Source organism: Mesorhizobium sp. P2_F8 (genome assembly GCF_056403655.1).
In genome coordinates this window covers 33,968-59,311 of sequence record NZ_JBFUFB010000016.1, presented here as the reverse complement: position 1 = coordinate 59,311, position 25,344 = coordinate 33,968, and the positions used below count along the sequence as shown (strand labels likewise).

General features: G+C 62.8%; 27 protein-coding genes. 18 read left to right on the top strand and 9 right to left on the bottom strand.

The window, feature by feature from the left end:
• The first annotated feature begins 146 nt into the window (after window positions 1–146).
• Window positions 147–440, top strand: coding sequence for a hypothetical protein (locus tag AC1DZP_RS29945; RefSeq protein WP_477307384.1), 294 nt, complete (start codon window positions 147–149; stop codon window positions 438–440).
• A gap of 29 nt (window positions 441–469) precedes the next feature.
• Here the strand turns inward: AC1DZP_RS29945 and AC1DZP_RS29940 are convergent, their stop codons facing one another.
• Entirely contained in the window at window positions 470–871 is a 402-nt protein-coding gene (locus AC1DZP_RS29940) for a GFA family protein (protein WP_477307382.1), read from the bottom strand.
• 169 nt (window positions 872–1,040) lie between these two features.
• Here AC1DZP_RS29940 and AC1DZP_RS29935 point away from each other — a divergent pair, with 169 nt between their 5' ends.
• The 3 genes from AC1DZP_RS29935 to AC1DZP_RS29925 all read left to right on the top strand — a co-directional run bounded on the left by AC1DZP_RS29935 (window position 1,041) and on the right by AC1DZP_RS29925 (window position 5,634).
• A complete protein-coding gene (locus AC1DZP_RS29935; RefSeq protein ID WP_477307380.1) occupies window positions 1,041–1,805 on the top strand; it encodes a TlyA family RNA methyltransferase in 765 nt (254 codons plus the stop codon).
• A complete protein-coding gene (locus tag AC1DZP_RS29930) occupies window positions 1,802–3,043 on the top strand; it encodes a class I SAM-dependent RNA methyltransferase (protein WP_477226027.1) in 1,242 nt (413 codons plus the stop codon). Before AC1DZP_RS29935 ends, AC1DZP_RS29930 begins: the two co-directional genes overlap by 4 nt.
• Before the next feature lie 185 nt (window positions 3,044–3,228).
• A complete protein-coding gene (locus tag AC1DZP_RS29925) occupies window positions 3,229–5,634 on the top strand; it encodes a caspase family protein (RefSeq protein WP_477307378.1) in 2,406 nt (801 codons plus the stop codon).
• Between the two features lie 82 nt (window positions 5,635–5,716).
• On the opposite strand, the gene AC1DZP_RS29920 is transcribed toward AC1DZP_RS29925, so the two are convergent.
• The 4 genes from AC1DZP_RS29920 to AC1DZP_RS29905 all read right to left on the bottom strand — a co-directional run bounded on the left by AC1DZP_RS29920 (window position 5,717) and on the right by AC1DZP_RS29905 (window position 8,985).
• Window positions 5,717–6,187: a transglutaminase-like cysteine peptidase gene (locus AC1DZP_RS29920; RefSeq protein ID WP_477307376.1), complete on the bottom strand. Its 471-nt coding sequence runs from the start codon at window positions 6,185–6,187 to the stop codon at window positions 5,717–5,719.
• Complete coding sequence (locus AC1DZP_RS29915) at window positions 6,115–6,408, bottom strand: hypothetical protein (RefSeq protein ID WP_477307436.1); 294 nt, start codon at window positions 6,406–6,408, stop codon at window positions 6,115–6,117. Before AC1DZP_RS29915 ends, AC1DZP_RS29920 begins: the two co-directional genes overlap by 73 nt.
• 301 nt (window positions 6,409–6,709) lie before the next feature.
• On the bottom strand, window positions 6,710–8,122 hold the full coding sequence (gene tldD / locus AC1DZP_RS29910; RefSeq protein WP_477307374.1) for a metalloprotease TldD: 1,413 nt from the start codon (window positions 8,120–8,122) through the stop codon (window positions 6,710–6,712).
• 257 nt (window positions 8,123–8,379) lie between these two features.
• The gene (locus AC1DZP_RS29905; protein WP_477307372.1) at window positions 8,380–8,985 is read right to left on the bottom strand and encodes an invasion associated locus B family protein; all 606 of its coding nucleotides are present in this window, start codon (window positions 8,983–8,985) and stop codon (window positions 8,380–8,382) included.
• A gap of 375 nt (window positions 8,986–9,360) precedes the next feature.
• On the opposite strand from AC1DZP_RS29905, the gene coxB reads away from it, so the two are divergent.
• The 13 genes from coxB (at window position 9,361) to AC1DZP_RS29840 (ending at window position 19,625) form a co-directional block, all read left to right on the top strand.
• The gene (gene coxB / locus AC1DZP_RS29900) at window positions 9,361–10,227 is read left to right on the top strand and encodes a cytochrome c oxidase subunit II (RefSeq protein ID WP_477307370.1); all 867 of its coding nucleotides are present in this window, start codon (window positions 9,361–9,363) and stop codon (window positions 10,225–10,227) included.
• Window positions 10,228–10,265: 38 nt separating this feature from the next.
• Window positions 10,266–11,918 carry a cytochrome c oxidase subunit I gene (gene ctaD / locus AC1DZP_RS29895; protein ID WP_095091932.1) on the top strand — a complete coding sequence of 551 codons (1,653 nt, stop codon included), beginning with the start codon at window positions 10,266–10,268 and terminating at the stop codon, window positions 11,916–11,918.
• A 77-nt stretch (window positions 11,919–11,995) separates the two neighbouring features.
• Window positions 11,996–12,940: a heme o synthase gene (locus tag AC1DZP_RS29890; protein WP_457154103.1), complete on the top strand. Its 945-nt coding sequence runs from the start codon at window positions 11,996–11,998 to the stop codon at window positions 12,938–12,940.
• A 2-nt stretch (window positions 12,941–12,942) separates the two neighbouring features.
• Window positions 12,943–13,101 (top strand): hypothetical protein, encoded by a 159-nt coding sequence (locus tag AC1DZP_RS29885; RefSeq protein ID WP_095091991.1) that lies wholly within the window; start codon window positions 12,943–12,945, stop codon window positions 13,099–13,101.
• 7 nt (window positions 13,102–13,108) lie between these two features.
• Window positions 13,109–13,732: a cytochrome c oxidase assembly protein gene (locus AC1DZP_RS29880; protein ID WP_477307368.1), complete on the top strand. Its 624-nt coding sequence runs from the start codon at window positions 13,109–13,111 to the stop codon at window positions 13,730–13,732.
• Window position 13,733: 1 nt separating this feature from the next.
• The gene (locus AC1DZP_RS29875) at window positions 13,734–14,615 is read left to right on the top strand and encodes a cytochrome c oxidase subunit 3 (RefSeq protein ID WP_095091935.1); all 882 of its coding nucleotides are present in this window, start codon (window positions 13,734–13,736) and stop codon (window positions 14,613–14,615) included.
• 140 nt (window positions 14,616–14,755) lie between these two features.
• Window positions 14,756–15,247 carry a L,D-transpeptidase family protein gene (locus AC1DZP_RS29870; RefSeq protein WP_477307366.1) on the top strand — a complete coding sequence of 164 codons (492 nt, stop codon included), beginning with the start codon at window positions 14,756–14,758 and terminating at the stop codon, window positions 15,245–15,247.
• Between the two features lie 3 nt (window positions 15,248–15,250).
• Window positions 15,251–15,637 carry a DUF983 domain-containing protein gene (locus tag AC1DZP_RS29865; RefSeq protein WP_477307364.1) on the top strand — a complete coding sequence of 129 codons (387 nt, stop codon included), beginning with the start codon at window positions 15,251–15,253 and terminating at the stop codon, window positions 15,635–15,637.
• Window positions 15,634–16,389 carry an SURF1 family protein gene (locus tag AC1DZP_RS29860; RefSeq protein WP_167392429.1) on the top strand — a complete coding sequence of 252 codons (756 nt, stop codon included), beginning with the start codon at window positions 15,634–15,636 and terminating at the stop codon, window positions 16,387–16,389. The genes AC1DZP_RS29865 and AC1DZP_RS29860 overlap by 4 nt, the downstream gene beginning before the upstream one ends.
• Window positions 16,390–16,468: 79 nt before the next feature.
• Window positions 16,469–17,479: a 4-hydroxy-3-methylbut-2-enyl diphosphate reductase gene (gene ispH / locus AC1DZP_RS29855; RefSeq protein WP_457154415.1), complete on the top strand. Its 1,011-nt coding sequence runs from the start codon at window positions 16,469–16,471 to the stop codon at window positions 17,477–17,479.
• 5 nt (window positions 17,480–17,484) lie between these two features.
• On the top strand, window positions 17,485–18,447 hold the full coding sequence (locus AC1DZP_RS29850; RefSeq protein ID WP_477307362.1) for a homoserine kinase: 963 nt from the start codon (window positions 17,485–17,487) through the stop codon (window positions 18,445–18,447).
• 11 nt (window positions 18,448–18,458) lie between these two features.
• On the top strand, window positions 18,459–18,989 hold the full coding sequence (gene rnhA, locus AC1DZP_RS29845) for a ribonuclease HI (RefSeq protein WP_477307360.1): 531 nt from the start codon (window positions 18,459–18,461) through the stop codon (window positions 18,987–18,989).
• Window positions 18,990–19,031: 42 nt separating this feature from the next.
• Window positions 19,032–19,625 (top strand): histidine phosphatase family protein, encoded by a 594-nt coding sequence (locus AC1DZP_RS29840; RefSeq protein WP_477307358.1) that lies wholly within the window; start codon window positions 19,032–19,034, stop codon window positions 19,623–19,625.
• Between the two features lie 7 nt (window positions 19,626–19,632).
• Here AC1DZP_RS29840 and AC1DZP_RS29835 read toward each other — a convergent pair whose 3' ends face one another.
• From AC1DZP_RS29835 to AC1DZP_RS29825, 3 genes are all read right to left on the bottom strand, one after another.
• Complete coding sequence (locus AC1DZP_RS29835) at window positions 19,633–20,112, bottom strand: DUF2938 domain-containing protein (RefSeq protein ID WP_477307356.1); 480 nt, start codon at window positions 20,110–20,112, stop codon at window positions 19,633–19,635.
• A 72-nt stretch (window positions 20,113–20,184) separates the two neighbouring features.
• Window positions 20,185–20,667 carry a redoxin family protein gene (locus tag AC1DZP_RS29830; protein ID WP_477307354.1) on the bottom strand — a complete coding sequence of 161 codons (483 nt, stop codon included), beginning with the start codon at window positions 20,665–20,667 and terminating at the stop codon, window positions 20,185–20,187.
• Window positions 20,668–20,853: 186 nt separating this feature from the next.
• Window positions 20,854–21,660 (bottom strand): protein-disulfide reductase DsbD domain-containing protein, encoded by an 807-nt coding sequence (locus tag AC1DZP_RS29825; RefSeq protein WP_477307352.1) that lies wholly within the window; start codon window positions 21,658–21,660, stop codon window positions 20,854–20,856.
• Between the two features lie 169 nt (window positions 21,661–21,829).
• Here AC1DZP_RS29825 and AC1DZP_RS29820 point away from each other — a divergent pair, with 169 nt between their 5' ends.
• Window positions 21,830–22,438: a YqgE/AlgH family protein gene (locus tag AC1DZP_RS29820; RefSeq protein ID WP_091576862.1), complete on the top strand. Its 609-nt coding sequence runs from the start codon at window positions 21,830–21,832 to the stop codon at window positions 22,436–22,438.
• Between the two features lie 17 nt (window positions 22,439–22,455).
• Here the strand turns inward: AC1DZP_RS29820 and AC1DZP_RS29815 are convergent, their stop codons facing one another.
• Complete coding sequence (locus AC1DZP_RS29815) at window positions 22,456–25,344, bottom strand: EAL domain-containing protein (protein WP_095091946.1); 2,889 nt, start codon at window positions 25,342–25,344, stop codon at window positions 22,456–22,458.

Sequence of the window (25,344 nt, the reverse complement as noted above, 5' to 3'; positions counted from 1 at the left end):
CAATATCTCAAGGGCTTGAATCAGTTTGCCGGCTTGATGCTTTAACGCATTGTTAACGCTGCCGTTTGGCGCTTTGCTTACCGTGTCTCTTGGCCGTTTTTCAACGGCGCCCTGCTAGATCGTGACCAGGCAGGGAGACAAAAACAATGAGAACGCTTCTGTGCGGCGTGGCGCTTTCAGCGGTCATCGTCGCGCCGGCCGCCGCCGAAACGCGCTATGATCGCAGTCTCGAAAAGGCGGCCATGGGCATCATCGCCGGCAAGATGGGCGATATTCGCGGCGGCTTTTCCTACAAGCAGGTGCCGCAACTGGTTGTCCTGCCGGACCCTGTGCCAGCGCAGGCGCCTGCGACCGAGCATCCGGGCGAGCAGGCTTCGGGAAATCGGGATGACGGTTTGTCTCCAGCCGTCGATCGCCGGGTTTCGCGAACCATTTTCTAGAGCATGCCGCCGTCCAAGCGCGGCGCGCTTTAGAACCACATGTCGCGCACGCAGCGGCCATCGCGCGGCAGGTCGTCGTAAGTGTCGAGGCCATCGAAATGGTCGATCGGCAAGTCGGCGACGGCCTCCGGCGGCGCAAGCCTTACATTGACGGCGATTCGAGTGCGGCCAGTGGCGCTGGAGCCCAAGCCACGCCAGGCGAGCACGCAAGCGCAAGTGGGACAGAACAGGATCTCAAGCGAGGGCGTGTCCTTTCCGGGGCGCGTGTAGCTTTTCATCGGTCCCGCGACGCGGATGCGTTCGTCGACATAGTCGTAAGCCCAGAGCGCGCCATAGCGACGGCAAAGCGTGCAACTGCACGCGGTGACCGGACCGGGATCACCCTCCAGGGTCCAGTGGGTCGCACCACAGTGGCAGGTTCCTGTCAGCATTCGTCCTTCCTCGTTCGGACAGTACGGCGCTCCTGCTTGGTATTGTGCCGGGCCGATGCGATGCTCGCAAGCGGCGCAGCGGCTTGAAGTGTTCGCATGCTTTCGAACGATGTTCCTTGTCCCGCCCCAATATCCTTGCCTTCGCGACCGGCTTTCGCCATGAAGGCCAATGAACTCGCCTCTGCCAGCCAGCCCCCGCCAGCGGCTCGACGACCTGCTCGTCCAGCGGGGCCTTTTTGCCAGCCGTTCGCGCGCCCGCGACGCGGTCGAGCGTGGCACGGTGATGGTGGACGGCGTCATAGCCCGCAAGCCCGGCCAGAACGTTTCGCCGCAATGCCTGATCGCCATCGATGATCCGGCGCAGGGCTATGTGTCGCGTGCGGCGCTGAAACTGATCGGTGGGCTCGACCATTTCGGCCTCGATCCCGCCGGCCGCGAGGCGCTCGACATCGGCGCCTCGACCGGCGGCTTCACCCAGGTGCTGCTCGAGCGCGGCGCGGCCCACGTCACCGCCATCGATGTCGGGCATGGCCAGATGCATGCCGATATCGGCGGCGATCCGCGCGTAACTGTCATCGAGGGCCTGAACGCGCGCGATCTCACAGCCGATGATCTGGCCGGCCGGATCCCGGATTTCGTCGTTTCCGACGTCAGTTTCATTTCGCTGAAACTGGCGCTGCCGCCGGCGCTTGGCCTTGCGAAGGCTGGTGCCGGTGCCATGTTTCTGGTCAAGCCGCAATTCGAGGCCGGCCGCGAAGCAATCGGCAAGGGCGGCCTGTTGAAGGATCCCTACGACGCCGCCCGTGTCGCCGGCCTGCTGCAGGATTGGCTGGACGCTGTTCCAGGCTGGCGTTCGCTGGGCCTGCATTTGTCGCCGATCGAAGGCGGCGACGGTAATCGCGAATTCCTGCTCGGTGGGATCAAGGATCGATGAGCGCGCGATTCAGCATCAGGAAACTTGGCGCCCAGGGCGACGGCATCGCCGAGACCGAGAGCGGCGATCTGTTCATTCCCTTCACACTACCCGGGGAGGTCGTCACCGCCGCGCGCGAAAAAGACCGTGCCACGCTGATGGCGGTGCTAGAGGCTTCGCCGCTGCGCATCGATCCCGCCTGCCGCCATTTCACCGAATGCGGCGGTTGCGCGCTCCAGCATTTCGAAGCCGCAGCCTATCGCCAATGGAAACGCGAAAAGGTGGTGCACGCGCTGAAGGGCAAGGGCATCGATTGCGACATCGGCGAACTGGTCGCCTGCGCGCCGCACACGCGCCGCCGCGTCGTGCTCGCCGCGCGACGCACCGACACAGGCATGCTGCTCGGCTTCAATCGCCATCTGTCGCCGGAAATCATCTCGATATCGGAATGCCCGATCTCGCTGCCCGAGATCGTCAGCGCGTTCGATCGGCTGAAGGCGCTCGCCGAACTGGTGTGCGCCACCACCAAATCGTTCCGGCTGGCGGTCACCGTGACCGGGTCGGGCCTTGACGTCGCAGTCTACGAGTCCGGCAAACTGGGCGAACACCAGCGTCGGATCGCCTCCAACTTCGTATTGGCTCAGGGATTTGCCAGGCTGTCCATCGATGACGAGATCATCATCGAGCCAAGGAAGCCTGTGGTCATGTTCGGCAATGTCGCGGTCGCCGTGCCGCCGGGCGCCTTCCTGCAAGCGACCGAGGCCGCCGAACAGACCATGGCCGATATCGTCGGCGGACATCTGAAGCGCGCCAAGAAGGTCGCCGATCTGTTCGCCGGCTGCGGCAGCTTTGCCTTGCGGCTGGCAGAGAAGTCGGAAGTCCATGCGGTCGAAGGCGATGCGCCAGCCCTTTCGGCGCTCGACCGGGGCTCGCGCTTCGCGACCGGCCTGAAGCGGGTGACAGGCGAGCGCCGCGACCTGTTCCGCCGGCCGCTGACCTTCAAGGAATTGAATGGCTTCGACGGCCTGGTGTTCGACCCGCCCCGCGCCGGCGCCGAGGACCAGTCGAAGCAGATCGCACGCTCGGACGTTCCGTTTGTCGCGGCCGTATCCTGCAATCCGGTCACGCTGGCTCGCGACCTGCGAATCCTGCTCGACGGCGGCTACACCTTGAAAAGCGTGACGCCGATCGACCAGTTCCTGTGGTCGCCTCACGTCGAGGCCGTGGCGCTACTGGAGAAGCCCAAACGAAGGCGGTAGCGCTGTTGGCATTTCCCTCGGCTCAAGCGCGAACCAAAATGATCACATTTTCTTGAGGTTTCCGCGTCGGGCGGGTTTGCCGAAATCGCGCCGCGAAGCCGCCTCTTTGCGCCCGTCTATTTTGGAAATCACTGGAGGAAGGAACCATCCTGCTCCATCACCGTTTCCATACTTGGTGGCCAGAAATGCGGACGCTCCAGAAATTCCTAGGCTTCTTCCTCCTCTTCATTTTCGTGGCCGCTTCGGTGACCGGTGCCCTCGCGCAGGGCGAAAAACGCCTCGCTTTCGTCATCGGCAATGCGGCCTATCCGTCTAGTGCGCTAGCGACGCCCGCCAATGATGCCGGGCTGATCGGCCAGACCTTGCAGGCAGCAGGGTTCGATGTTGTCGGTGCCCGCGACGTCGACCAGGAATCGCTGCGCGGCGCGCTGCGCGATTTCCTTGGCAAGGTTTCTGCTGCCGGTCCCGACGCGGTCGTCTTCATCTATCTCGCCGGCCATGGCGTACAGTTCGAAGGCGAGAATTACTTCTTGCCTGTCGATGCCCAGATCGCCAATCCAACCGACGTCCCGCTTCAGGGGATGCGGCTCTCCGATGTCACCAAGTCGCTGGCTGGACTGCCGACGAAGGTCAATATCGTCGTGCTCGATGCGGCGCGGCCGAATGCATTCCCGCAGACGAACCGGCCGCTGGCCGGAGGTCTCGCACTGGTCGATCCCGATCCGAACATGCTTGTTGCGTTCAATGCCGCCCCGGGTACGGTCGCGCCTGAAGGCAAAGGTCCATACGGTGCCTTTGCCCAGGCGCTGGCGGAGATGATGCGCGAAGGCGGCCTGCCGCTTGACGATGTCTTCGATCGCACGCGCCTGCGCGTCAACGAGGTGACCCAGGGCGCGGAAGTTCCGTGGAGCGCCTCAAAGATCACGGCGCCCTTCGTCTTCTTCGACCGGGCTCCGGACGCGCCCGCGCCCAGGGTCTCGGAGGCTGAGTCCCAAGCCAACCGGACCAGAGAGATCCGCGACTTCGACGCCCGCGACGCCTATGTCGCGGCCCTCGACCGCGACACGCTCAGCGGTTACGAGGATTTCGTCGGCGCCTACCCGCGCGATCCAATGGCCAAGCGCGTGCGTGCCATCATCGCTGCTCGGCGCGAAGCAATTACTTGGCGCGAAACCTGGCTCCGGGACACCCCGGAAGCCTACTGGTCCTACCTCGATCGCTATCCGCACGGCCCGCATGCCTGGGATGCCCGCCGCCGTCTGGAGCATTTCGACGCAGCGCTGGAGCCGCCGGAGGATTTTGCMGTCTATGACTACGACATACCGCCGCCGCCACCGGAAGAGATCATCTATGTCGACCGGCCCGTGCTCTATTTCGACGATCCCGATTTCGACTTCGAGCCACCACCGCCTGTCGCGGTGATCTTCCTGCCGCCGCCTCCGCCGGATTTTGTCGTGTTGGCGCCGCCGCGGCCGGCAGTCGATGTCTTTGTCCTGCCGGTGCCGGTCTTCGTGCCGGTGCCGGTGTGGGTCAACCCGCCGCACAACATTGCGCCGCCGCCCGACAACGTCATCTTCAACAACATCCACAACACGACCGTCATCAACAACACGACGATCAATACCGAGAACAATCAGGCAGGGCAGGGCGGCGGCCTCACCACCGGCCAGAAGCTGACCGGCGCCGCTGTTGGACTGGGCGCCGCAGCGCTCGCGACCAAGGTGGCGCTGCCGCCGCTGCTGCATAAGAAGGCCGTGCTCTCTAACCAGAACCCTGCCGCTCCGGGCAAACTCGGTCAGGGTGTGACGCAAGGCCGGCAGCCTCCCGGCGCAAAGCCGGTCTCGAAGACGCTCTCAACTGATCACACCCTGCCGGGAGCGAACGGCAAGACGCTGCCACTCGTCAACGGCAAACCGCCGGTGCTCAAAGGCCAGAATTTGCCAAACAACAAAAATTTGCCCAACAACAAGTCCAAGAAGCTGCTTGGCAAGCAAGGCACCTCGGGCGGCAACCAGCAGGCTACGGGAAATGCCGGCGCTGCCGTTACCGGACAGGGCAATGGCCGGCAGAACGGAGCCGGCAATGGGCAGGGCAAGAACGGCAAGCTCAACAAGCTGCCGACCGTCAACGGTGCACCGGCCGGGCAGCGCCCGAACGTGCAGGAGAGGATCAAGAAGAACAATCCAGCTGTCTTCTCCGACCAGGGTGGCGGCAAGCCGAAGAAGTTGACGCGCAAGGATCTGTCCGCCGGCCAGGCCGTTGTCGGACCGAGCGATCAGGCTCCGGGAAACGGGAACAAGAAGTTCCGCAAGCCGCAGAACGGCGGTGGAGGTTCCGCCGGCCCGCAAGTCAACGTCCAGCGGAATTTCAAGGTCAACAAGCCGAACGAGAATCCGCAGCGCCAACTCAAGCTGCAGGAGAAGCCGAACGTGAGGGTGTTCTCCAAGCCGCAGAAGCCGGAGTTCCATGCTCAGCCCAGGCCCCAGGTCCAGGAGCGGCGTCCGCCGCAACAGCAGCCCAATCAGCAGCCGCCGCGAGGCAACAAGAAGCCTGCCTGCGGACACCCGGGCGAGCCTCCATGCAAGCAGTAGGCAGGAGTGAGGCAGGGATTGCCCGCCGGTCGCCGGGCACCGAACCTTCAAAAAGCTGAAGCGCTCTGGTCTGGCAGGCCGCTCAGTCTACCAGCTTGGAAACATTCGTAAGGGTTTTCGACGTGCCGCCCCGTTGGTTGATCGACACCCATGTGTTTGGGTTCTGTTGGGACTGGCGTTTGAGGAAGTAATAGCCCGTCGCATTCCAAGGTCTGATCTCATCCACCAGATTGTCCAGGACAAGATCGCCCTTGTCGGTTTTCACCGTCAGGATGGTGTGGCCTTCATTGTCCAGGTCGCGCACCACGGTCATCAGCAGCGCCTGCCGGGGGAATCCCGCCTCCAGAAGAAGCTTGCGCTTGTAGAGGGCGTAGATCTTGCAGTCGCCCTTGCCGTCCACGGGGTAATCCCAATGGTCCACCATCGTGCCCCAGTGGTCGAAATTGCTGACCGGTTTGATGAAGCTGTTCGCCTTCTGATTTATCCGCTGAGGATGCGCAGGTTCTGCGCGGTCAGCTTGACATTCGCGGCAGGCAGAGCGGGCACCTTGCACTCTTTTGGTCGGCGATGGCAGAAATCGACCCAACCGTAGGGGACGCTGGTGCTTGCACCGACGGTGGCAGAGCGCAGCCCTTGCAGGGAAGATTGCGTCGATCGCGACTTGAACAATGTCGACTGTGCTTCCGCCGGACTGGCCTGCAGCGATGTCGCACCAATCAATGAAACGAAGCCAAGTAGGAAAGAGGAAGTGAGAACGCCGGGGACATGCCGCATTGCCAAAACACCGCCGCAACCAGGAAGCTGGTGCTGCGTTCGTGCGCAAAAGGCAGCCCAGGCAGTTAGAGACTTAATAATTTCTTAACGTGGATTGTGTTCGCTTCAAGGTGCCGACATGGATTCGGCTGGAATGGGCCGTCTTTGGCCCAGACCTCCACAGAGTCGAGCAACATTGCGGCACCCGATTCCGCCGAAATGCCGGCGCCTGTCAGGATGAAGATCTTGGCTCTGGGGCATGGTCGGCTGCACCCCGGAAAACACCGCTTGGATGGCGATGTTTCTGGGATATGCCGATCATTCAAACCCGCGTGCCGCCCACCGTCATCTGGTTCATTCGGAGATGCGGTTGGCCGACGCCGACCGGGACGCCCTGTCCGCCCTTGCCGCACATGCCGATGCCGGTATCGAGCTGCATGTCGTTGCCGATCATGGAAACACGGTGCATGGCGTCCGGCCCATTGCCGATCAGCATCGCGCCCTTGATCGGCTGCGTCACCTTGCCGTTCTCGATCATGTAGGCCTCGGTGCAGCCGAACACGAACTTGCCCGAGGTGATGTCGACCTGACCGCCGCCGAAGGAGACGGCATAGATACCGTTCTTGACCGAGGCGATGATTTCGCCCGGCTCCCTGTCGCCCGCCGTCATGAAGGTGTTGGTCATGCGCGGCATCGGCTGGTGGGCGTAGCCTTCGCGCCGGCCGTTGCCTGTCGCAGTCATGCCCATCAGCCGTGCGTTCTGGCGATCCTGCATGTAGCCAACCAGTCTGCCGTCCTCGATCAGCACGTTGCGGGCCGTCGGGGTTCCTTCATCGTCGACGGTGAGCGACCCGCGCCGCTCCGGCATGGTGCCGTCGTCGACGACGGTCACCCCCTTGGCGGCGACCTGCTGGCCCATCAGGCCGGCGAAGGCTGAGGTCTTCTTGCGGTTGAAGTCACCTTCGAGCCCATGGCCGACGGCCTCGTGCAGCATGACGCCCGGCCAGCCGCTGGACAGCACGATGTCGAAGGTGCCAGCCGGCGCCGGTATGGCCTCGAGATTGACCAGCGCTTGCCTCAGCGCCTCCTTGGCGGCGTGCTTCCAGCTGTCCTCGACAAGGAAGTCGCCGAAGGCCTTGCGTCCGCCCATGCCGTAGGAGCCGCTCTCCTGGCGGTCGCCATCGCCGACGACGACAGAAACGTGGACGCGGACCTGCGGGCGGATGTCGCGCACAACCTGGCCATCGGCGCGCACGATCTCGACATGCTGCCAGGATGAGGACAGCGAGGCAGAAACCTGGCGCACGCGAGGATCCTCGGCGCGCAGCCAGGCGTCGATTTCCTGCAGCAGCTTTGCCTTGACCTCGAAGGAGGGGGAGGGGATCGGATTCTCTTCGCCATAGAGATGGCGGTTGGTGCGGGCCGGCGCCGCGGCCAGCGTGCCGGAATAGCCGCCCTTGACGGTTGAAACAGCGTCGGCGGCGCGCAGCAGCGAGGCCTCGGAAAGGTCGCTGGAATGGGCATAGCCGCTGGCTTCGCCAGCAACGGCGCGCAGGCCAAACCCTTGGTCGGTGTTGAAGTTGGCGGTCTTCAGCCGGCCGTTGTCGAACATCAGCGCTTCGCTCTCGCTGTATTCGAGAAACAGTTCGCCGTCGTCGGCGCCATTGATGGTCTCAGTGACGATCTGCTTGATGCGATCGTCTGAAATGTCGAATTGGCCGATCAGGCTGTTCATGGCGCGTCCGTTCACAGGAGGAATGCTTCTTTGCCACGATGTAGGCGCGAAGAGGCGCCGAGACAATCGCCCGGCCGCATTGTGAAGACAAATGCGATTGTCGACAGCCCGTCAGGATGGATGTCAGCTTCTTGGCGGCATCACCACGGCCAACCTTGAGGAACAGTTCTCGAACTGGGGTTCAATGGCCAGTGACATCGACGACTTCATCAACCAAATGTGACGTCGACGTTGGATCCGTCGCAAGCGCCGAGGTCTCAGGGCAGGGCGGCGAAACCGTCGGCGAAACCCTTGAGGTCGACGGGGATGCCGATGCCTTCTTCCGGGGTCTGGAAGACGATGAAGGTGGCCGATGTGCCGGTCTTCAGCGTGTCGAGCAGCGGCTTTTCGAGAATGACTTCGGCATAGCAGCCATCCTGGAAGCAGCGCACGAAATAGGCGCGGCCGATGTCCTTGCCGTCGACGTTGAGGCCAAGACCGTTGGGCAAAAGCACGCCGAGCGGCGCCAGCACGCGCAGGATCTCCGCCTTGTTGTCGGCTGTGCGCAGCACGACCACCGACAGCCCCATCTCTGGACGGTCCTCGGCGACGACGTTCTGCATCATCACGCATTGCTCGGAGGTGGCGCCGGCCGGCGTGTCGCAGATGATCGACCACGCGCCATGCGTCGAGCGGACGGTGCCGCTCGGCTGCGCGGCATTGGCCTGGCTGGACAAGCCGACAACGGGCTGGCCGATAACGGACGGGCCGATTGCGGACAACGCGGCGAGAAAGATGACCTTTGCCAAGATTCTCGAAAGCGCCAAGATTCTCGAAAGCGCCAAGATTCCCAAAAGCGCAAGTCTCGAAAGCCAAGAGTTCATGACGGCTCCATTGCGAATCACGGCACTTTAAGCCGCGCCAAAGCCAAGTAAAGGACGAGACCGCAACCGGTCTGTCCCGAAACAGCCAATACGGCGCTTTTCCTAGCCAATTTCGCCCGAATTGCGACGGTCGGCACGCCCGGCCCGCAGGAATGTGGCCATGGTCGATCATATGCGATTCGGGACCGTTGCCGTTGCCTTGAAAGGCACATCCGGGCTTGCGCGCAAAAATGCCGCACGGTTTCGCCCGCTCCTTTCTTGCGGAGGGAAAAAGAGTATGGTTTGAACCACCTTGAGACTGTCGGGATTCCCGTCCTGGCATTGTTCGATATTCTCGTGGGCACAGCCTCGAGGAACTGGGAGACGATGAGGGCGATGAGAAAATTCCTAGCAGGCGCAAGTGCCGCTGCCACGTTTTTCGCCGGCGCATCCGCCCATGCCGATCAGCCCAGGGACTGGGAGACCGGCTTCCAGGCGCCGGCGACCGATATGATGCGGCAGATCGAGTGGTTCGGGAACTACACGATGTGGTTCATCGTCCCGATCACCATACTGGTGCTGTGCCTGCTTGCGTATTGCATCCTCAAATTCCGCGCGAGCGTGAACCCTGTTCCCTCCAAGACCAGCCACAACACGCTGATCGAGGTGATCTGGACCGTCGGCCCGGTCGTCATCCTGCTCTGCATCGCCATTCCTTCGTTCCAGCTGCTGACGGCGCAATACACGCCGCCGGAAGACGCAAAGCTGACCGTCAAGGCGACCGGCAACCAGTGGAACTGGGACTACGAATACCAAACCGAGAACACGATTTCCTTCAACTCCGCGATCCTGCAGGAAGCCGACCGGGCAGCTGCGGGCAAGGAAGATCGCAAGATCTATCCGCGCCTGCTCGCCGTCGACAACGAGATGGTTGTGCCGGTCAACACCATGACCCGCGTCCTGGTGACCGCAACAGACGTGATCCACTCCTTCGCCATGCCGTCGTTCGGCATCAAGATGGACGCGGTTCCCGGTCGCACCAACGAGACCTGGTTCAAGGCCGACAAGGAAGGCCTCTACTATGGCCAGTGCTCGCAGCTCTGCGGCAAGGATCATGCTTTCATGCCGATCGCCATCCGCGTCGTCTCCGATGCGCAATTCAAAAGCTGGCTGGCGGAAGCCAAGACCAACCTGCCCGGGGCCAACAAGGCGCTGATGGCTGAGGTCGACGGCCAGAACAAGGTAGCGGCCGCCGGCAACTGATGCCGCGGCCAATAAAAGATCAGGGAACGGAGCGGAACATGGCAGACGCTGCAGCTCACGACGACCACGACCACAAGCCGTATCACGGCTGGGTCCGGTGGGTGTATTCCACCAACCACAAGGACATCGGCACGCTCTATCTGATCTTCGCGATCTTCGCCGGCATCGTCGGCGGTGCCTTGTCGGTCGCCATCCGCATGGAGCTGCAGGAGCCGGGGATCCAGATTTTCAGCGGCCTCGCGCAAATGGTCTACGGCATGAACGGTGACGCCGCGATCGACGGCGGCAAGAGCATGTACAACGCCTTCGCCACCGCGCACGCGCTGATCATGATCTTCTTCATGGTCATGCCGGCCCTGATCGGCGGTTTTGCCAACTGGATGGTGCCGATCATGATCGGTGCGCCTGACATGGCCTTCCCGCGCATGAACAACATCTCGTTCTGGCTGCTGCCGCCGGCCTTCCTGCTTCTGATCGCCTCGGCCTTCATGCCGAGCGCGCCTGGCGCCTTTGGCGTCGGTGGCGGCTGGACGCTTTATCCGCCGCTGTCGACTTCGGGCCAGCCCGGGCCGGCGATGGATCTGGCGATCCTGTCGATCCACATTGCCGGTGCCTCGTCGATCCTTGGCGCCATCAACTTCATCACCACCATCTTCAACATGCGTGCGCCCGGCATGACGATGCACAAGATGCCGCTGTTCGCCTGGTCGGTGCTGGTCACCGCTTTCCTGCTGCTGTTGTCACTCCCGGTGCTTGCCGGCGGCATCACCATGCTCCTGACCGACCGCAACTTCGGCACGACCTTCTTCGCGCCCGACGGCGGCGGCGATCCGATCCTGTTCCAGCACCTGTTCTGGTTCTTCGGTCACCCTGAGGTCTACATCCTGATCCTGCCGGGCTTCGGCATCATCAGCCACATCGTCTCGACCTTCTCGAAGAAGCCGGTGTTCGGCTACCTCGGCATGGCTTACGCGATGGTCGCCATCGGCGCGGTCGGCTTCATCGTCTGGGCCCACCACATGTACACAACCGGCCTGTCGCTCGACACGCAACGCTACTTCGTCTTCGCCACGATGGTCATCGCGGTGCCGACCGGCGTGAAGATCTTCTCCTGGATCGCCACGATGTGGGGCGGATCGATCTCGTTGAAGCCGCCGATGCTGTGGGCCCTGGGCTTCATCTTCCTGTTCACGATTGGCGGCGTCACCGGCGTCCAGCTGGCCAATGCGGGTCTCGACCGCTCGCTGCACGACACTTATTTCGTGATCGCGCACTTCCACTACGTGCTGTCGCTGGGCGCGGTCTTCGCCATCTTCGCCGGCTGGTACTACTGGTTCCCGAAGATGACCGGCTACATGTATTCCTTCGCCATCGCCAACACCCATTTCTGGGTCACCTTCGTCGGCGTCAACCTGATCTTCTTCCCGCAGCATTTCCTCGGCCTTGCCGGCATGCCGCGCCGCACCATCGACTATCCCGACGCGTTTGCCGGCTGGAACATGGTGTCGTCCTACGGCTCGTATATCTCGGCCGTCGGCGTGGCGATCTTCCTCTACGGCGTGTTCGAGGCTTTCCAGAAGAAGCGGGTCGCCGGTGCCAATCCGTGGGGCGAAGGCGCCACGACACTGGAATGGCAGCTGCCTTCGCCGCCGCCCTTCCACCAGTGGGAGCAGCTGCCGAAGATCAAGTAAGGCGGCAGCCTCCATGGAATCGAAACCGCCGGCCTGCCGGCGGTTTTGGCCAAACGGAACGATGGATTTGAGTACGCATGGCCCTAGTCGACGAAACCAGCATTGACGAAGCGGGCTTCCGCATGTCGGAAGCGACGGCGGGCGATTTCTTCGCCCTGCTGAAGCCGCGCGTCATGTCGCTGGTGGTGTTCACCGCCTTCGTCGGATTGGTCGCGGCTCCGGTGACCATCAATCCGTTGCTGGCGGTGATCGCCATCCTGTCGATCGCCATCGGCGCCGGGGCCTCCGGCGCGCTCAACATGTGGTACGATGCCGACATCGACGCGGTGATGACGCGCACCGCCTCTCGTCCGGTGCCGGCAGGCCGCATCCGGCCTGGCGAAGCGCTGAGTTTCGGGCTGGTTCTGTCAGTCCTGTCAGTGATGACGCTGGGCGTGCTGGTCAACTGGCTGTCGGCGACGCTTTTGGCCTTCACCATCTTCTTCTATGCCGTCGTCTATACAATGTGGCTCAAGCGCTGGACGCCGCAAAACATCGTCATCGGCGGCGCCGCCGGTGCCATTCCGCCTGTTATCGGCTGGGCCGCGGTAACCGGAAGCGTCAGCCTGGAAAGCTTTGTCCTGTTCCTGATCATCTTCCTGTGGACGCCGCCGCATTTCTGGGCGCTGGCGCTGTTCAAGTCCGAAGACTATGCCCGCGCCGGCATTCCGATGATGCCGAACGTCGCCGGCCAGGCTTCGACCCGCCGCCAGATCTTCGCCTATGCGCTGCTGCTGGCGCCGGTCGGCGTGCTGCCATGGATCCTGGGCTACACCACGCCGGTCTATGGCGTGGCCGCCGTGCTGCTTGGGTTGGGTTTTGTCTGGTACGCGTGGAAAGTGCTTGGCATGACCGACGATGACCGCGTGATGAAGCCGGCTAAGGCCTTGTTTGCCTATTCGTTGCTCTATCTCTTCGCCATCTTCGCTGCCTATCTCGCCGACAGCGTCGTCGAGCGCGCGCTTGCCATGGGTGGAGCATGACCATGATCGAAGAAAAGCTCGAGCTGGTCACGCTGACCGAGAGGCAGAGGAAAGCCAGACGCAATCGTTCTGTCGCCATCGGCCTGGCGCTGGCGGTGCTGGTGATCATTTTCTACATCGCGACGATCGTGAAATTCGGTCATCACCCCGGCTCGATGTGAGAACACGATGAGCCAGGTGACCGCCAGCAGGAAGAACACCAACCGCGTCGTCGCGTTTGTCTGCGTTGCCTTCTTCGGCGGCATGATCGGCATGGCCTATGCCGCAGTGCCGCTCTACAAGATGTTCTGCCAGGCGACGGGCTATGGCGGCACCACGCGGCGCGCCACGCAACAATACGCGAACCGGGTGCTCGACCGCGACATCGTTGTCCGTTTCGACGCCAACATCGCTGGCGTGCCCTGGGATTTCCAGCCGGTCGATCGTTCGATGACGATGAAGATCGGCGAGACCGTGCAGGCGCACTATCAGGCCACCAACAAGTTCGATCGCCCCGTTACCGGCCGCGCCACCTTCAATGTGCAGCCGGAACTGGCGGGGCCCTACTTCAACAAGGTCGAGTGTTTCTGCTTCACCGATACGACTTTGAAGCCCGGTGAGACGCTGGACATGCCGGTCGTGTTCTATGTGGATCCCGATATCGTGAATGTACCGGAACTGAAGGACGTGAAGACAATCACCCTGTCCTATACGATGTTCCCGGTCGAGAAGAGCAAGCCGGTCGCGTCATCAGTGCCGGTCCAAGGCAGCAGCAAGACAATTTCGAATACCGAAGCAAATCTCGGGGGTTGATATGGCAGACGCGCACGCAAAACCACACCATGACTACCATCTCGTCGACCCGAGCCCATGGCCGTTCCTGGGGTCCATCGGCGCGCTGGTGACCGCAATCGGCGGTGTCTGCCTGATGCAGTATCTCAAGGCCGGCGACTTCCCGATCTTCGGCTTCAACATCGCCAACCCGTGGCTGTTCTTCATCGGCCTTGCGATCGTCCTTTACACCATGTTCGCCTGGTGGTCGGACACGATCAAGGAAGCGCATGAGGGCCATCACACGCGTGTCGTGTCGCTGCATCTGCGCTATGGCATGATCATGTTCATCGCCTCCGAGGTGATGTTCTTCGTCGCCTGGTTCTGGGCCTACTTCGATGCCAGCCTGTTTCCGGGCGAGGTGCAGCAATACGCCCGCACCGCGTTTACCGGCGGTGTCTGGCCGCCGAAGGGCATGGAGGTTCTCGATCCTTTCCACCTGCCGCTCTACAACACCATCATCCTGCTGCTGTCGGGCACCACGGTCACCTGGGCGCACCATTCGCTCATCCATGGCGATCGCAAGGGGCTGATCAACGGCCTGGTGCTGACCGTCGGCCTCGGCATGCTGTTCACCATGGTGCAGGCCTACGAGTACATTCATGCTCCGTTCGCCTTCAAGGATTCCATTTACGGCGCCACCTTTTTCATGGCGACCGGCTTCCATGGCTTCCACGTCATCATCGGCACCATCTTCCTCTTGGTCTGCCTGCTCAGGGCGATGAAGGGTGATTTCACCCCCAAGCAGCATTTCGGTTTCGAGGCGGCCGCCTGGTATTGGCACTTCGTCGACGTTGTCTGGCTGTTCCTGTTCTCAGCGATCTATGTCTGGGGATCGGCCGGCGCGGTGATCGAAGCTCACTGATTTCGACCTGAGCAAAACAAAGGGATAGAGCCCATCCCGATTCATCGGGATGGAACAGGCTCCAGGGATCTCAATATAGGCGGTCGCGGCGACGTGGCCGCCTTCTTCATTTCGGCGCAAAGATCGCCGATCGATGGCCGATGCGGCTAACTCTTCTCTATGCCATTTACGCGTGCATGATCGCCACAGCGCCGGCCCTTGCTGGCGAGAAAGTCGATCTGGTGCGTGTCGACAAGTCGGACCGGCGGCTGGAGTTGATTGGCGGCGGCAAGGTCCTGCGAAGCTACAGCATCGCGCTCGGCGGCGATCCGCTTGGGCACAAGCACCAGGAGGGCGATCAACGCACACCGGAGGGGCGCTATGTCCTCGACTGGCGCAACCCGAACAGCATCGCCCACAGGTCGATCCATATCTCCTATCCCAATGCCGACGATCTGGCCGCCGCGAAGACTCGCAATGTCGATGCGGGAGGCATGATCATGATCCGCGGCCAGCCAAACGGTTTCGGCTGGTGGGGCTGGCTGCTTCAATTGGTCGACTGGACCGACGGCTGCATTGCGGTTACGGACTCCGACATGGACGAAATCTGGGCAATGGTGGCCGATGGGACGCCGATCGAGATCGAGCGGTAAGCAATGAGCGACGACAAGGCGATCTGGCCGCCGATCGATCCAATCTCGGCCGGCTTGCACGGCCGCTGCCCTCGCTGCGGCGAGGGGCAGCTATTTTCCGGCTTCCTCACCGTTGGCAAGCGCTGCACCAATTGCGGCCTCGACTATTCCTACGCCGATGCCGGCGACGGACCGGCGGTCTTCGTCATCCTGATCATCGGTTTCATCATCGTCGGCCTGGCGCTCTGGGTGGAGGTGACGCTCAGCCCGCCGCTCTGGCTGCATCTGCTGCTCTGGATTCCGCTGGCTGTTGCGCTGTGCCTGACGGCGCTTCGGCTGATCAAGGGCGTGCTGCTGACGCTGCAATACAGCAACAAGGCGGCCGAGGGCCGGCTGGATCGCGGCGAATGAGCGAGGCTTCCATTAGAGCTGGCGGCCGCTCGCGGCCAAGGACGGCGTTGCTGCTTGGCCTTGGCCTGGTGCTGTTTTTGATCCTGCTGGCGCTCGGCACCTGGCAGGTCCAGCGTCTGCACTGGAAGGAAGGTCTGCTGCAGACCATCGACCAGCGTACGCACTCGGCGCCGCAGCCGCTCGCCGAGGTCGAAAGGGAGTTCGCCTCGACCGGCGACGTCGACTATACGCCGGTGACCGTCAGCGGCACCTTCCTGCATTCCGGCGAACGGCATTTCTACGCCACCTGGGAAGGCGAAGCCGGCTTCAACGTCTACACGCCGCTGGCCCTCGACGACGGTCGCTTCGTGCTGATCAATCGCGGCTTTGTACCCTACGATCTCAAGGATGCCGGCAAGCGCGCCAAGGGGCAGGTGACGGGCAAGGTGACGGTCACCGGCCTCGCCCGCAATCCGCTGCCGGCAAAGCCGTCGATGATGCTTCCCGACAACGACGTGGCGAAGAACATCTTCTACTGGAAGGACCGCGACGCGATGGCAGCGAGCGCTGGGCTGCCGGCGGGCGCCACGCTGGTGCCGATCTTCATCGACGCCGACAAGACGCCGAATCCGGGCGGCTTGCCGGTCGGCGGCGTCACCATCATCGATCTGCCGAACAGCCACCTGCAATATGCGATGACTTGGTATGGCCTCGCCGCCGCACTCGCCGCAGTGCTCATTCTGCGGCTTCGCCGCCCCTTGAAAGAGGAATGAAGGCGACCGCCGTCCCCTTGCACTTGACAGGGCAGGGGTAGGCACCTCATTTCGGCTTTGATCAACCGGCCAGGATTTAATGCTTCAGACAACCACCAAGCCCCCCCTGACGATCCGGCTCTGCCAGCCGCGCGGCTTTTGCGCCGGCGTCGACCGCGCCATCCAGATCGTCGTGCTGGCGCTGAAGAAATATGGCGCGCCGGTCTATGTCCGTCATGAGATCGTGCACAATCGTTACGTCGTCGAGGGACTGCAAAGCCTTGGCGCCGTCTTCATCGAAGAACTCTCCGAGATTCCCGCCGAACATCGGCAGTCGCCGGTCGTGTTCTCGGCCCACGGCGTGCCAAAATCGGTGCCGGCGGACGCGCAGGCCCGCAACCTCTTCTATCTCGACGCCACTTGCCCGCTGGTCTCGAAGGTCCACAAGCAGGCGATGCGCCACCAGCGGCTTGGCCGCCATGTGCTGCTGATCGGCCATGCCGGACATCCCGAGGTGATCGGCACCATGGGCCAGCTGCCGGACGGCGCGGTGACGCTGATCGAGACCGAGGCTGATGCCGCGAAGCTTTCGCCTGCCGATCCGCAGGCGCTCGGCTTCGTTACCCAGACCACACTGTCGGTCGAGGACACCGCCGGCATCATCCGCGCCTTGCAGGATCGTTTTCCGCAATTGCATGCTCCGGCGGCGGAATCGATCTGCTATGCCACCACCAACCGCCAGGAGGCGGTCAAGGAAACCGCGGCCGGCGCTGATCTCTACCTGATCGTCGGCGCGCCCAATTCCTCCAATTCGCGACGCCTAGTCGAAGTGGCGGAGCGTGCCGGCGCCTCGATGTCGCTTCTCGTACAGCGCGCCGCCGAGATTCCGTGGAATGACATCGCCGGCATCTCGACGCTTGGCCTGTCGGCTGGAGCGTCGGCGCCGGAGATCATCGTCGACGAGATCATCGACGCGTTCCGCCAGCGCTTCGACGTCACCATCGACCTGGCCGTCACGGCCACGGAAACGGAGGATTTTCCGGTCATGCGGGTACTGCGCGATGTCGAACTGACGCGAGCCGACATGGCTTTCGTCAATGGAGCCGCGTAAGGCACATGGCGGTCTATACCGACGTTGCCGAAGGCGAACTCGGCGCATTCCTGAAGCAATATCCGGTCGGTAATCTCCTGTCTTACAAGGGCATCGCCGAAGGCACCGAGAACTCGAACTTCCTGCTGCACACCTCCAGCGGCTCCTACATCCTGACGCTCTATGAAAAGCGCGTCGACAAGGCGGATCTGCCGTTTTTCCTCGGGCTGATGGGTCATCTGGCCAAAAAAGGGGTCTCTTGCCCGCTGCCGGTGACCGCGCATGACGGCAGCGTCATCGGCACGCTCGCCGGCCGGCCGGCGGTCATCATCACATTCCTCGAAGGGCTTTCACTCCGGCGGCCGACATCGACGCATTGCGGCGAGGTCGGCAAGGCCCTGGCGGCCCTGCATCTGGCCGGAGCCGATTTCTCGATGACGCGCCCGAACGCGCTCGCCATCGACGGCTGGCGCAAGCTTTGGAACGCCGCCCGCGACCGCGCCAACGAGGTTGAGCCGGGCCTTGCGGCCGAGGTCGATGCCGACTTTGGCGACTTCGAGCGGAACTGGCCGAAGGACCTTCCCCAAGGCATCATCCATGCCGATCTTTTCCCGGACAATGTCTTCTTCCTCGGCGAGAAGCTTTCCGGCCTGATCGACTTCTATTTCGCCTGCGACGACCTCTACGCCTACGATGTCGCCACCTGCCTCAACGCCTGGTGCTTCGAGAAGGATTTTTCCTTCAACCTGACCAAGGGCAAGGCATTGTTGGCCGGCTATCAGAGCGTGCGTCCCCTGAGCGACCAGGAAAAGGCGGCGCTGCCGATGCTGGCGCGCGGCTCGGCGCTACGCTTCATGCTGACCCGGCTCTACGACTGGTTGACCGTTCCCAATGGCGGGCTGGTGATGAAACGCGATCCGACCGAATATATCCGGAGGATGCGATTCCATCGGGCGATCAGGTCTCCTTCGGAATATGGATTGGCCTGATATGGGGTATCATGAGCAAACACATTGAGATCTTTACCGACGGCGCCTGTTCGGGCAATCCCGGCCCTGGCGGCTGGGGCGCGATCCTGCGCTTCAACGGCACCACCAAGGAGCTTTCCGGCGGCGAGGCGGAGACCACCAACAATCGCATGGAGCTTCTCGCCGCCATCTCGGCGCTGAATGCGTTGAAGGAACCCTGCACGGTGGACCTTCACACCGACAGCAAATACGTCATGGACGGCATTTCCAAATGGATCCACGGCTGGAAGAAGAACGGCTGGAAGACCGCCGACAAGAAGCCGGTCAAGAACGGTGAGCTCTGGCAGGCGCTGGATGAGGCCAACAGGCGTCACAAGGTGACCTGGAACTGGGTCAAGGGCCACGCCGGCCATGCCGAGAACGAGCGCGCCGACGAACTCGCGCGTGAAGGCATGGCGCCGTTCAAGAAAGGCCCGGTCAAACCCGCTGCTGCGCCGAAGCCAGTTGCGCAGGCAAAACAGCCGGTAGCAGCGAAGGCGCGGCGCTCGACCCAGAGTTATTGAACTCAGGAGCAGGTCAGCACTCTCAGGCAGGGATCCTCGATCGTGCCGATCCTCCACTATGTCACCCATCCCCAGGTTCAGGTCGATGCCAACATTCCCGTGCCGGAATGGGGGTTGTCCGACATCGGACGAGCGAGAGCGGTTGCAATGCTCGACCAGCCCTGGATCGGCTCAATCCGGCGCATCGTGTCGTCGGCTGAACGCAAGGCGCTGGAAACCGCCGAAATCCTCGCAACGCATCTCGGCCTTGCCATCGAGGTGAGGGAAAGGATGCATGAGAACGACCGATCGGCGACGGGGTTTTTACCGCCGCCGGAGTTCGAAACGGTCGCGGACCAGTTCTTCGCCAACCCGCATGACAGCATTCGCGGATGGGAGCGGGCCATCGATGCGCAGCATCGCATCGTGAGCGAGGTCGACGCCGTGCTTGGCGCCGCCGACGCGGGCGACATTGCCTTCGTGGGCCATGGCGGCGTCGGAACGCTGCTGCTGCTCGCCCTCAGCGGTCGGCAGATCAGCCGCGAAGCGGATCAGCCGGCGGGCGGCGGCAACCACTTCGCCTACGATCTCGGCGCACGTCGCCTTGTCCACGGATGGCAGCCGATCGACGCACCGGTGCAGCGTCGCGACGATTAACTTCGCTTCAGCGGATCAGCAACGCCGTGCCGTAAAGCCCGAGCGCGAACACCGTGTGCGACACCAGGTTGAGGGCGCGGATCTGCATCGGTTTGGGCCGTTTCGAGGCGGCCCAGCCGGCACCCATGCCAGGCGCCAGCAGGAACCAGCCGGCACCGACGGTGACGATGCCGAGGATGAAGGCCGGCAGGAAGGTTGGCGCCGCCAGCCATGCCGTTCCCGCCAGCGCGACCAGGATGATGCCGTAGACGATGCCGACAAGATAATGAAAGGCCCAGCCCAGCGCCACTTCCTGCGCGTACGGCTTTGCATCGCCGATATCGTCGTGGAAGACCTTGCCTTCCCTGAGATGCCACACCCAGCGGCCGACCAGGCCCCAGTTCGGTCGTGGCTGGGCAAACACCGTGTTCAGGAAAATCGCCCAGATGTCCATCAGCGCCGTGGCGCCGATGCCGATCGCGATACTGCGCCAGAAGATGTCAGACATCGGTCGCGGTCCCCCCAAAGCTGTCGGCGAGGGGACTTTGCGGTCCCTGGCCCAACGCTGTCGCTGATATTTCTAGAGCTGTCCCAGAATATGAGCCGCGCCGGACTCGTCGACGCCGGGCTTGGTCTCGACATTGAGCGCCGTGACCTTGCCGTCATCGACGATCATCGAAAACCGCTTCGAGCGCAGTCCCATGCCGGCTGCGGAAAGGTCGTTGTCGAGGCCGACCGCCTTGGCGAAGTCACCGCTGCCATCGGCGAGGAACAGGATCTTGCCTTCCCCGCCTGTGAAGCGCGCCCAGGCGCCCATGACGTGGACGTCGTTGACCGAAACGACGGCGATGGTATCGACGCCGCGTGCCAGGATGGCGTCATGGTTCTCGAGATAGCCGGGCAAATGGTTGTTGCTGCAGGTCGGCGTGAAAGCGCCCGGAACACCGAAAAGCACAACCTTCTTGCCTGTGAAAATCTCGGCCGACGTGATCGGCTTCGCGCCGTCGGCGGTCATCGTCTTGAAGGTCACATCAGGCAGCTTGTCGCCAACGGAAATGGTCATGAGTTCCTCGTCTGGGAAAATGGGGGAGGTCGTGTGATTGCGTAGCGAACTCGACGGCCCTCTGCAACCGTCAAGGAGCGGCATCAGTCCATGTCGCCCAAAAGTGCGCAGCGGGTTTGGGACTACGACATGGACAATGAGAAGACCTTAAGGCGCGTCGCATGGATCCATTCAATGCGGCGCGCTTTAGGGAAACGGCAACAGCCCTTCGACGGCGCCGGCCGAACTTGTCAGCGTATAGTGAAGCCCGCCATCCGTCGGCGTTGTCGAAGGGCGGTCGAGGATCGGCACGGTGAAGATCAGCTTGCCGTCCTTTTCGCTGCGGGCAGGGGTGCCGAACATGTAGTCTCGCTCGCCGGCGACAAAGAAATCCGCCGCCTCCGGATCGCCGGGAAAGCTCGCCTCGACAACCAGCGTCTCGTGGTCGCCCGGCAGCACGTTGATGCCGAAATCGGACCTTGCGGGTGTGGGCAACGCCGCGAAGCTCGCCTTCACCAGCGCCGAGTCTTCGGCATTGTCCGGGTCGGAGCCGGGGTCGACGGTCAGCCGCGTCTGCACCGGAATGCAGATCGTTTCGCAAATGCCGAGAAAGATGTCGGCGTCGATGACGGCTGGATCTTTGGCCGCCGACAGGGTGAAGACGACCGGCAGCGAAACCGGGTAGTCGTAGCCTGCCCATTTGCCATAGCCTTCGTCATGACGCTGCGGCGCCGGGAAGGAAAGCTGGGCGTCGGCGATATTCGTGCTGGCTGAAATGTCGAGCTGCGGCGGCACGCCCGCGTCGCCCGGATCACGCCAGTAGGTCTTCCAGCCGGGCTTGAGCGCTATGTCGAGAACGCCCTGGATGCGGCCGGCGGCATCGGCCTTACCGCTGGTCACCAGCCGGACCTTGCCGCCTTCGCTGTTGTACCACGACGATGATGAAGCGGCGGCGGGAAGAACGGTTGCCGATCCGGTGGCAGCGGCGAGCAGCAGGATTTTCAAGCTTTGCATGGCGGTGATTTGATCGTCCGTTCGTGGCCGCGCAATGTCTTCATGACCTTGCCGGTATCATATTTGCGTGACCTCGAGGGAAGAATGCTCTGCCTGGTCACATAGGCTTTGGTCGAATCCCGCACGGCGCATCTTTTCGGCGCTTTGGAAACGCGTTACCTTTGCTGTCATGGACTTGTTGCGCCACAAGAAGACAGCCGCCAGCCGCGGTTTTCTCGACGATCAGTTCCTGATTGCCATGCCCGGCATGAAGGACGACCGTTTCACGCGCTCGGTCATCTACGTCTGCGCGCACAGCGATGAAGGCGCGATGGGCCTGATCATCAACCAGACACAGCAGATGCTGTTTCCGGATCTGCTCGTGCAACTGGGCATCATGAACGAACAGGAAGCGATCCGCTTGCCGGCGCAGGCTCGCGATTTCGTCGTGCGCAATGGCGGGCCCGTCGATCGCAGCCGGGGTTTCGTGCTGCATTCGGGCGACTACCGGGTGGAATCGTCGCTGACCGTTTCGGACGACATCTGCCTGACCGCGACCGTTGACATATTGCGCGCCATTTCGTCTGGCCGCGGGCCCCGTCACGCGCTGATGGCGCTCGGCTATTCRGGCTGGGGCGCCGGCCAGCTGGAGACCGAAATCGCCGAGAATGGCTGGCTGACTTGCCCGGCCAACGCCGAGCTTCTGTTCGACACCGACATCGAGCGCAAATACGACCGCATCCTCGCCTCGATCGGCATCGACCTCGCCCATCTCAGCCTCGCCGCCGGACACGCCTGAGCCTCATCACAGAGGTCTCAGGCTTGCGTCAGCGGATACTGTTCCTTCAGCGTCTTCAGCACCTGGTCGCCCGGCATCGGCGCGCCGAACATGAAGCTTTGCACATATTCGCAGCCCATCTGGCGCAGTTCCAGCGCGTCGCGTTCGTCCGAAATGCCCTCGGCGACCACGGACAGTCCGAGTTCATGCGCCATGTTGACCATGGATTTGAGCAGCACCGCGCGTTTGGGGGTGTTGTCGTCGACAAAGCTCTTGTCGATCTTGATCGTGTCGAAGGGAAAACGCGTCAGATAAGCCAGTGAGGAATAGCCGGTGCCGAAATCGTCCAGCGACAGGCCGATGCCGAGCTGTTTCAGCTTGGTCAGCACATGGGCCGTCTGCTCGGGATTATCCATCACCAGCGATTCAGTGAGCTCGAGCCGGAAGCAGCGCGGCTTCAGATTGGCGCGTGCGATGACCGAGCGGACGTCGCTGACCAGGTCGCGGCGGATGAGCTGGCGGCTGGACAGGTTGACCGAGACCGACAGCGGCGCGTCGCCGATCTGCTTTTGCCATCCGGCAAGGTCCTCGGCCGCCTGCTGCATGGCGAACAGGCCGAGCTGCACGATCAGCCCGCAGCTTTCAGCGACCGGGATGAAATCTGCCGGCGGGATCATGCCGCGACGCGGATGGTCCCAGCGCAGCAAGGCCTCGAAGCCGGCGACGCTGCCATCCTCCAGCCGCACGATCGGCTGATAGGCGAGCGTGAATTCGCGCCGTTCGATGGCGCGGCGCAGGTCGGATTCGAACTGCAGCCTGTCGGTGCCGACGGTGCGGAAGGCCGGGCGGAACGGCTCGATCCTGTCGCCGCCGAAGCGCTTGGCCTGATGCATGGCAAGCTCGGCGTCCTTGACCATGTCCTCGGCCGACATCTGCGTCGAGTTCCAGGTGATCAGTCCGATCGATGCGGTCAGCACGATCTCGCGCTTGGCAAAGGTGATCGGGTTGTTGATGGCATGCTTGATGGCGTCGGCGACGGCGGCGATGCGGGACGGATCCTGCTCGGACAACAGCATCAGCGCGAACTGGTCGCCGGCAAAGCGCGACAGCGAATCCTTCGGCTTGAGCAGCCGGTGCAGCCGGCGCGCAATGGTCAAAAGGATGGTGTCGCCGGCCGAGATGCCGAGCCCGTCATTGACCTGCTTGAAACGGTCGATGTCGATGACGAAGACGGTCGGGCGCACTTTTTCTTCGGTGCGGGCGATCGAGATGACCGCTTCCAGCCGGTTCATCAACAGTTCGCGGTTCGGCAGCCCGGTCAAATTGTCGTGCACGGCGTCGTGCAGCAGGCGCTCCTCGGATTTCTTCTGCTCGGTGACGTCGACCATGGTGCCGACGCAGCGAATGACTTCGCCGTCCGACCCGATCACCGGCCGCGCGCGCAGCGAGAACCAGTGATAGTGGCCGTCGGCACCACGCAGGCGGAAGTTCTGCGACACCCGGCCGCGCCGGTGTTCCAGCACCACGTCAAGCGTCGTGCGGAAGGTGTCGCGGTCGTCGGCATGCAGCACCGGCAGCCAGTTGCGCGCGGCACCGCCAAGGCTGTTTGGCGCCAGGCCGAGCTGGATGCTGACATCGGGCTTGGTGACGACGCGGTCGCGCAGCACGTCCCAGTCCCACACCGTATCGCCCGATCCGGCCACTGCCAGCGCCTGCCGCTCGAGGTCGGAGAACAGGCCCTGGTGCAGCGCGCCGCCGGCAAAGGCGTGCTGCATGACGGTGAAGCCGATCAGAAGGATGATCAGGATCAGCCCGCCACCCAATGCCGGCTGGGCGATGTCGTTGTCGAGCATGCCGGTGATCGCCATCCATGACCCGCACAGCCACAACAGCACCATGACCCAACTGGGCACCAGCATGATGGCGCGGTCGTAGCCGCGTATGCCGAGGAAGATGATCAGGCCGAGCCCGGTCAGCGCGGTGGCGGCGAAGGACAGCCTGGCGATGCCGGCGGCGACCGCCGGATCGACGATGGCGACGCCGGCGATCAGCAGCAGTCCAAGGATCCAGACCAGCGCGCCATAGCTGAAATGGCCGTGCCATCGGTTGAGGTTGAGATAGGCGAACAGGAACACCACGAAGGTTCCCGCCAGTGCCACCTCCGTTCCCGCTCGCCACATCTGCTCGTTGCCGGGCGAGATCTCGATGATCTTGTTGAGGAAGCCGAAATCGACGCAGATATAGGCCAGCACCGCCCAGGCGAGCGCCGCGGTCGCCGGGAACATCGAGGTTCCCTTGACCACGAAAAGGATGGTCAGGAACAGCGCCAGCAGGCCGGCGATGCCGATGACGATGCCGCGAAACAGCGTGTAGGAATTGACCGAGTCCTTGTAGGATTCCGGATCCCACAAATAGACCTGCGGCAGTTTCGGCGAAGCCAGTTCGGCGATGAAGGTGATCACCGTGCCCGGGTTCAGCGTCACCCGGAATACGTCGGCATCAGGGCTGGTCTGGCGGTCGAGAGCGAAGCCCTCGCTGGGCGTGATGGCGGCGATGCGGGTCGAGCCGAGATCGGGCCAGAAGATGCCGGAATTCACCAGTCGGAAATGCGGCGCGACGATCAGCCGGTCGAGCTGCTGGTCGGTGGTGTTGGCCAGCGCGAACACCGCCCAGTCGCCGGTCGAACGCGCATCATTGGCCTCGACCTCGATGCGCCGCACGATGCCGTCCGGTCCGGGAGCGGTCGACACCTGGAAATTCTCGCCCTGGTTCCGGTAGATCTCGACGGCGCCCGAAAGGTCGAGCGCGACGTCGTCGCGGGCAATCTTGATCGGTTCGACGGCGAAGGCCGACGATGCCGCGCACAGCGTCAGGATTGTCGCGAGGACAAAGGCGAACAGCGGCCCGTTTCGCAGGAAATTCGTCAA